7 protein-coding genes are annotated in these 6,380 nt (G+C 70.9%); 4 read left to right on the top strand and 3 right to left on the bottom strand.

Translation table 11 applies throughout. From position 1 onward, the window contains the following. From ACXVUM_RS15225 to ACXVUM_RS15215, 3 genes are all read left to right on the top strand, one after another. Positions 1-405, top strand: a 405-nt coding sequence (locus tag ACXVUM_RS15225) for a type VII secretion target (RefSeq protein ID WP_458522614.1), incomplete at its 5' end; no start/stop codon positions are given. Continuing rightward, positions 402-1,493: a C40 family peptidase gene (locus ACXVUM_RS15220; protein WP_458522613.1), complete on the top strand. Its 1,092-nt coding sequence runs from the start codon at positions 402-404 to the stop codon at positions 1,491-1,493. The genes ACXVUM_RS15225 and ACXVUM_RS15220, both read left to right, overlap by 4 nt. Before the next feature lie 68 nt (positions 1,494-1,561). Next, positions 1,562-2,839 carry a primosomal protein gene (locus ACXVUM_RS15215; RefSeq protein ID WP_458522612.1) on the top strand — a complete coding sequence of 426 codons (1,278 nt, stop codon included), beginning with the start codon at positions 1,562-1,564 and terminating at the stop codon, positions 2,837-2,839. A 52-nt stretch (positions 2,840-2,891) separates the two neighbouring features. Here ACXVUM_RS15215 and ACXVUM_RS15210 read toward each other — a convergent pair whose 3' ends face one another. Genes ACXVUM_RS15210 through ACXVUM_RS15200 form a run of 3 tightly spaced genes read right to left on the bottom strand, consistent with a single transcriptional unit; the run spans position 2,892 to position 5,742 of the window. Beyond that, on the bottom strand, positions 2,892-4,034 hold the full coding sequence (locus ACXVUM_RS15210) for an adenosine deaminase (protein WP_458522611.1): 1,143 nt from the start codon (positions 4,032-4,034) through the stop codon (positions 2,892-2,894). Continuing rightward, positions 4,031-5,341 carry a thymidine phosphorylase gene (locus ACXVUM_RS15205; protein WP_458522610.1) on the bottom strand — a complete coding sequence of 437 codons (1,311 nt, stop codon included), beginning with the start codon at positions 5,339-5,341 and terminating at the stop codon, positions 4,031-4,033. The genes ACXVUM_RS15210 and ACXVUM_RS15205 overlap by 4 nt, the downstream gene beginning before the upstream one ends. Then, positions 5,338-5,742, bottom strand: a complete 405-nt coding sequence (locus ACXVUM_RS15200; protein ID WP_458522889.1) for a cytidine deaminase — start codon at positions 5,740-5,742, stop codon at positions 5,338-5,340. The genes ACXVUM_RS15205 and ACXVUM_RS15200 overlap by 4 nt, the downstream gene beginning before the upstream one ends. Before the next feature lie 219 nt (positions 5,743-5,961). Here ACXVUM_RS15200 and sdhC point away from each other — a divergent pair, with 219 nt between their 5' ends. Beyond that, a complete protein-coding gene (gene sdhC / locus ACXVUM_RS15195) occupies positions 5,962-6,366 on the top strand; it encodes a succinate dehydrogenase, cytochrome b556 subunit (RefSeq protein WP_458522609.1) in 405 nt (134 codons plus the stop codon). Positions 6,367-6,380: the final 14 nt, after the last annotated feature.

Here is a 6,380-nt window from a genome sequence, read left to right as displayed (position 1 = left end):
CCCCCCCGCTTCCGAACTCCGACCGTCGTCGCCCACGGATACGGCGGCGAGGGGAACCGGTCGTGCTCGGGGCGCGTCCAATCGAACATGGACAGCACACCGCTCTCGGTCCGCAGCGCCCCGCTCGCCGACCTCTCCGCCGGACTCGACCGCACCGGCACCACCCTCGCCGGGGCCCCCGTCGCCGTCGGTCTCGGCGACGCGACCGCTCTCGCCCTCGGACTCGTCGCCCGCGATCTCGTCACCGTCCTCCTGCGTGCCGCGGTGGACCACCGACGGTCGGCCGCCGACGCCGCGACCGCCGTGCAGGAGATCGCCGCCGCCGGCGCCGCCTCGGCCGACGCCTACGCCGGCATCGACGCCGACGCCGCTCGCGCCCTCCGTCACGCCGGTTCCGCCGCATGACCGGCATGGTCACCGCACTCGCGGCACCCATCCGCGCCCTGCTCGACACGCTGGGGTCCGGGACCCTGCCCGCCGACGGCCCCATCGCGGGGCTCCGGACGTCGGCGACGGCGCTCGACGCCGCAGCCCGGGACGTCGAGAGGTTCGGGACGGCGACGGCGGGCGTGTGGGACTCGACGGCCGCCGACGCGGCCCGGGAGACGGTCGGCGCACACCGAGCGCATCTCACCGGGCTGGCGGCCGACGCCCGGGCCGTCGCGGACATCGGTGACGAGGCCGCGGCCGTGGTGGCGGGCGCGGCGCGGGAACTGCGCACCGTGCTGGACTCGTTCACCTCCGCCGCCGACGCCCTGGGTCCCGCGATCTCACAACCGCCGGGAATGCTCGCGCTCGTGGGCCTCGCGGCCACACATCTCACGCAGGCGCTGATGATCGTCGGGCGCGCACAGTCGCACCTCGCTGTGCTGCAACGACGCGCGGAGTCCATCGGACGACGACGCGCACCCGCCACACCCGACCTGGGGCAGCTGCGACGACTGGCCTCCCAGCACACGAACGGACCCGCGACGATCGGCCACCATCCGCGGGGCGAGGACGGGCACGGCGCGGGCGACCCCGGGGCCGCGACGTCGTCGGCATCGGCGTCGGGTGCGTCGACGTACGGGGCATCTGCGTCGGGGGCATCGGCGTCGGGGCGGGTCCCGATCACCCTCCCCGACGGGTCCGTCGCCTACGCACCGAACGAACGCGCCGCGACCGCCGTCCGCGCCGCGCTGTCCCAGCAGGGAGTCCCCTACGCGTGGGGCGGCACCACCCCGGGACGCGGACTCGACTGCAGCGCACTCACCCAGTACGCCTACCGCCAGGCCGGCGTCGAGCTGCCCCGGCTCGCCCAGGACCAGGACACCGCCGGCTTCCGCGTCGACCGCGGCGAACTGCTCCCCGGCGACCTCGCCGTGTGGTCGGGACACGTCGCGATGATCATCGGGAACGGGCAGATGATCGAGGCGGGCGATCCCGTCTCGGTCTCGGCCATCCGGACCAGCAACGCGGGACAGACGTTCGAGGGGTTCTTCCGGCCCCGGTGAGACGCGTCGCCGCCGGTCACCAGGCCACCCTGCCGTGCTCACAGGTGTTCCCGCTAGGGTTGCGACCCATGGCCGGAGACATCGTCCCGATCGAGCTCGGACTGACCGACGGAAACGTGGTGACGCTGTGGGCACCGCGGTGGCGTGAGGGCGACGACGAGTGGGAGGCGTTCCTCGGCCTCGACGAGGACCTCTACGGGTTCCCCGGGGTTGCGCAACTCGTCGCTTTCGTCCGATCCGACGACGACAACGACCTCGTCGAACACCCTGCGTGGGAGACCATCTCCGGCGTGAAGGCCGAGGAGCTGGTCCCGGCCGAGGACAAGACCTACGACCTCATCGGCGTGCCGGAGCTCGCCGCGGAGGACCCGACCCCGGAGGTCGTCGCCGAGCTCGAGGACGCGCTCGAGATCGTGCGCATCATCGGCGAGGTCTGCGAGCTGTCCACCGTCACACGGTTCTTCAACGGCAACCCGATCCTGGGTGCGGTCACGGTCGGCACCACGAACTTCGTGGGCAAGGAAGGCCTCGAGTTGTGGGGGCGTGTCGGCACGCTCATCGACAAGCACTGGGACGACGTCGTCGACGCCATCGACGCTGTGATCACGACGCCCGAGGTCGACGCGACGGCCGTCGCGACCGCCGAAGCCGAGCTCGAGGCCGCCTCCAGCGCGGAGGACGAGGACGAGCCCGACGACGAGGACGTCGAGATCGTCTCCGGCCCGGCCGCGACCGTGGATGCCGAGGATGACGACGACTCCGACGATGACGAGGAGGACGCGGACGACGACGTCGAGGACGACTTCTGGTCGGCCGTCGGGATCGACCCGATCCGCATCGTCACCGATGCGGCCGAGTACCTCACGCTGCGCTGCTATCTCGGTGACGACCCGGTGTTCCTGGGCAAGGACGGCAAGATATTCGTCTTCACCTCCGAGCGGGCCCTGTCGCGGTTCATCGCGCAGTCCGACGACCACGAGCTCGCCGAGGTGAGCACCTTCGGCGAGGTGCGGGTCGCCGCGACCGACGGGTCACTGGAGGTCGACGTGTACGACGAGAACGTCTACGTGCTGCCCGGCATCGCCACCGACATCCTCGACGGGCCGCGACGGATGGACCGCAAGCAGGTGGAGCTGGCCGTCGAACTGCTGACCGACGCCGCCGATTTCGCCGACGACGACTCGGTGTCGGAGACGTTGGCCTCGACCACGCCGCTGGGCTGGTTCGTCAGCTACACCGTCAACCCCGACCCGAAGCGCATGGCACCGAGCGGCCCGTTCGACAACGAGTCCGAGGAGTTCCGCGCTCTGGTCCACGAGTTCGAGGCGCGGCTCGTCACGAAGTGACGTCCCGGCGCAGTGGGGTCGGGACGGCGCAATCGGGTCGGGACGGCGCCGCTCAGCCGATCAGGACCGCGTATCCGGGCTTGATGACCTCGTCGATGAGGCGCAGTCGCTCGTCGAAGTGGATGAACGCCGACTTCATCGCGTTGACGGTGAAGCGCTCGAAATCGGCCCAGCCGTAGCCGAACTGGTCGGCGAGCACGGCGAACTCCTTGCTCATGCTGGTGTCGCTCATCAGGCGGTTGTCGGTGTTGACGGTGACCCGGAACCGTAGGCGCGCGAGGACGTCGAACGGATGGTCGGCGATGCTCGCGACGGCGCCGGTCTGCACGTTCGAACTCGGGCACATCTCCAGCGGGATCCGCTTGTCCCGCACGTAGTTCGCGACGCGCCCGAGGTGGGCCCCGGTGACGTCCCGACCCGACGACGGGCCCGTCCCGGTCGGCAACTCGATGTCGTCCATGACGCGGACGCCGTGGCCGAGGCGATCGGTGCCGCAGAAGCTGATGGCCTCGTGGATCGACGGCAGCCCGAACGCCTCACCGGCGTGGATGGTGAACGGCGCGTTGTTGGCCCGCATGTACTCGAACGCGTCGAGGTGGCGGCTCGGCGGGTGGCCCGCCTCGGCGCCCGCGATGTCGAAGCCGACGACGCCGCGATCGCGGAAACGCACTGCCAGCTCGGCGATCTCCCGTGAGCGGGCGGCGTGCCGCATGGCGGTGACCAGGCAGCGCACGAGGATCGGCCGCCCTCGGTCACCGGCCGCGGCGACACCCTCGTCGAAGCCCTCGAGCACGGCCTCGACGACCTCGTCGAGCGAGAGACCGGTGGTGAGGTGTTGTTCGGGTGCGAACCGCACCTCGGCGTAGACGACGCCGTCGGCGGCGAGGTCCTCGGCGCACTCCCGCGCCACGCGACGCAGGGCCGAGGCGGTCTGCATGACCGCGACGGTGTGCGTGAAGGTCTCGAGGTAGCGCACCAGCGAACCGCTGTCGGCGCTGTCCCGGAACCATCGGGCCAGGCCGTCGACGTCGCCGGCCGGGAGCTCGTCGTAGCCGCTCTCCCGCGCGAGATCGAGGACGGTCGCCGGCCGCAGACCACCGTCGAGGTGATCGTGCAGCAGGACCTTCGGTGCGAGGACCGCCGACGCGCGGTCGACTCCGGATGGCCGGGACTCGGGCGACGTGGAGGTGGTCATGTCCCGACGGTAATACGTTCGCGGATCAGGCTCCGGGGTCCCGGGGCCGCGTCGGCGATCGTCATCGCGTCGTCCAGCGCGGCGCGGGCGGCCGGGATCCGGTCGGGGGTCTGCGTGTGCAACGTCATGATCGCCTGTCCGCGTCGGACACGGTCGCCGGGCCGGACGTGCCAGACGACGCCGGCCTCGGACTGCACCGCGTCGCCGGGCCGGGCCCGGCCGGCCCCGAGCCGCCACGCGGCCAGGCCGACGGCGCGGGCGTCGAGTGCGGTGACGACCCCGTCGGCGTCGGCGGTGACGGTGTCGGTGTGCGTGGCCACGGGCAGCGGCGCCCCGGGATCCCCGCCCTGGGCCGCGATCATCGCGCGCCAGGTGTCCATCGCCTGACCACCGGCGAGATGGTCGGACGGGTCGCCGTCGACCCCGACCGCGGCGAGCATCTCGCGGGCCAGTGCGAGCGTCAGCTCCACGACGTCCGCGGGCCCACCCCCGGCGAGGACGTCGAGCGCCTCGGACACCTCGACGGCGTTGCCGGCGGTGTGACCCAGCGGCGTCGACATGTCGGTGATCAGAGCGACGGTGTCGACCCCGGCGTCGGTGCCGAGCTGCACCATCGTGCGCGCGAGTTCCCGGGCGTCGTCGGGGTCGGCGAGGAATGCCCCGCTGCCGACCTTGACGTCGAGGACCAGCGCGCCGGTGCCCTCGGCGATCTTCTTGCTCATGATCGACGACGCGAGCATCGGGATGGACTCGACGGTGCCGGTGACGTCGCGCAGGGCGTAGAGCTTGCGATCGGCCGGCGCGAGACCCGGTCCCGCCGCACAGACCACCGCACCGACATCGCGCAACTGCGCGGTCATCCGGGCCGGATCGAGATCGGCTCGCCATCCGGGGATCGATTCGAGTTTGTCCAGGGTGCCGCCGGTCAGGCCGAGGCCGCGTCCCGACAGCTGCGGCACCGCGACGCCGAACGAGGCGACGAGCGGCGTGAGCGGGAGGGTGATCTTGTCGCCGACGCCGCCGGTGGAGTGCTTGTCGACCGTCCTCAGTGGGCGTCCGTCACGGCGCAGCCCGGAGAAGTCGAGCCGCTCCCCGGTCGCGACCATCGCCGCGGTCCAGCGAGCGATCTCGCGGCGGTCCATGCCGCGCAGCAGGATCGCCATCGCGAGCGCCGACATCTGCTCGGGCGCCATCTCCCCGTCGGTGAAGGCGCGCACGGCCCAGTCGATCTGTGCGTCGTCGAGGGTGTGCCCGTCCCGTTTGGCGGTGATCACCGACACCGCGTCCGGGATGACCCCGGGGCTCATGCGCGACCCGCGGTCAGGTCGTCGGGACCGAACGCGTCGGGGAGGAGGACGTCGAGGCGGCGGGGTCCGGACGGGTGGTCGACGAGCAGCGCCGGGCCGCCGTGTTCGAGCAGGACCTGTCGGCACCGCCCGCACGGCATCAGGACATCGCCGTGGCGGTTGGCGACGCTCACCGCGACGAGCCGTCCTCCCCCGCTGCGGTGCAGGTCGGCGACCAGCGACACCTCCGCACACACGCCGAGTCCGTATGAGACATTCTCCACATTGCATCCGGAGACGAATCGCCCCTCGTCCGTGAGCGCCGATGCGCCGACCGGATGGTCCGAGTAGGGGGCATAGGCCCGATTACAGATCTCTCTTGCGTTGACGCGCAACGCATCCCACGTCGAGTCGGACACCATCGACAGCTCCTCCCGGCCGGTCGGGACCGGCATCACCGACCATCCCGACACACGTTGCGACATGTTAGGCAAACCTAAGTCCAAAAGTTCTGCCCGCGAGCGGGACTCAGGTGATTCCAAGGCTTCTCTGGAGTGGGTCTACTCTCGGGAGAGTAGGTCGCCGGACCGGGCCGCACCGATCTGGCGCTCACATCATCGACGATGTTGGAGGCCCGTGGGATGACAGCTCAGACCGAGGTCGCGCCGGAGCCGGTTCGCCGCCGCTCCCTCTATCGCGGAGACCCCGGCATGTGGTCGTGGGTGCTGCACCGCATCACCGGTGTGTCGATCTTCTTCTTCCTGTTCGTGCACGTACTGGACACCGCGATGATCCGCGTCAACCCGAACACGTACGACCAGATCATCGACACGTACAAGAACCCGGTCATCGGTCTCATGGAGATCGGCCTCGTGGCGTGCGTGCTGTACCACGCGCTCAACGGCGTGCGGATCATCCTCGTCGACTTCTGGTCGAAGGGTCCCCGCTATCAGCGGCAGATGCTCTGGGTGATCTCGGCGATCTTCGTCGTCGTCTTCGCCGCGGGCGCCATCCGCATGCTGGCCATCCTCGTCGACAACCTCTGAGAGGCGAGTTCTCG

It is taken from the genome of Williamsia sp. SKLECPSW1 (genome assembly GCF_054332755.1).
This window is presented reverse-complemented; position numbering and strand designations above follow the sequence as displayed.

Excerpts from the sequence above, each read along its gene's own strand:
- ACXVUM_RS15220 (WP_458522613.1), top strand. The coding sequence starts at position 402 with ATGACCGGCATGGTCACCGCACTCGCGGCACCCATCCGCGCCCTGCTC.
- ACXVUM_RS15215 (WP_458522612.1), top strand. The coding sequence starts at position 1,562 with ATGGCCGGAGACATCGTCCCGATCGAGCTCGGACTGACCGACGGAAAC.
- ACXVUM_RS15200 (WP_458522889.1), bottom strand. The coding sequence starts at position 5,742 with ATGGTGTCCGACTCGACGTGGGATGCGTTGCGCGTCAACGCAAGAGAG.
- sdhC (WP_458522609.1), top strand. The coding sequence starts at position 5,962 with ATGACAGCTCAGACCGAGGTCGCGCCGGAGCCGGTTCGCCGCCGCTCC.
- ACXVUM_RS15205 (WP_458522610.1), bottom strand. The coding sequence starts at position 5,341 with ATGAGCCCCGGGGTCATCCCGGACGCGGTGTCGGTGATCACCGCCAAA.
- ACXVUM_RS15210 (WP_458522611.1), bottom strand. The coding sequence starts at position 4,034 with ATGACCACCTCCACGTCGCCCGAGTCCCGGCCATCCGGAGTCGACCGC.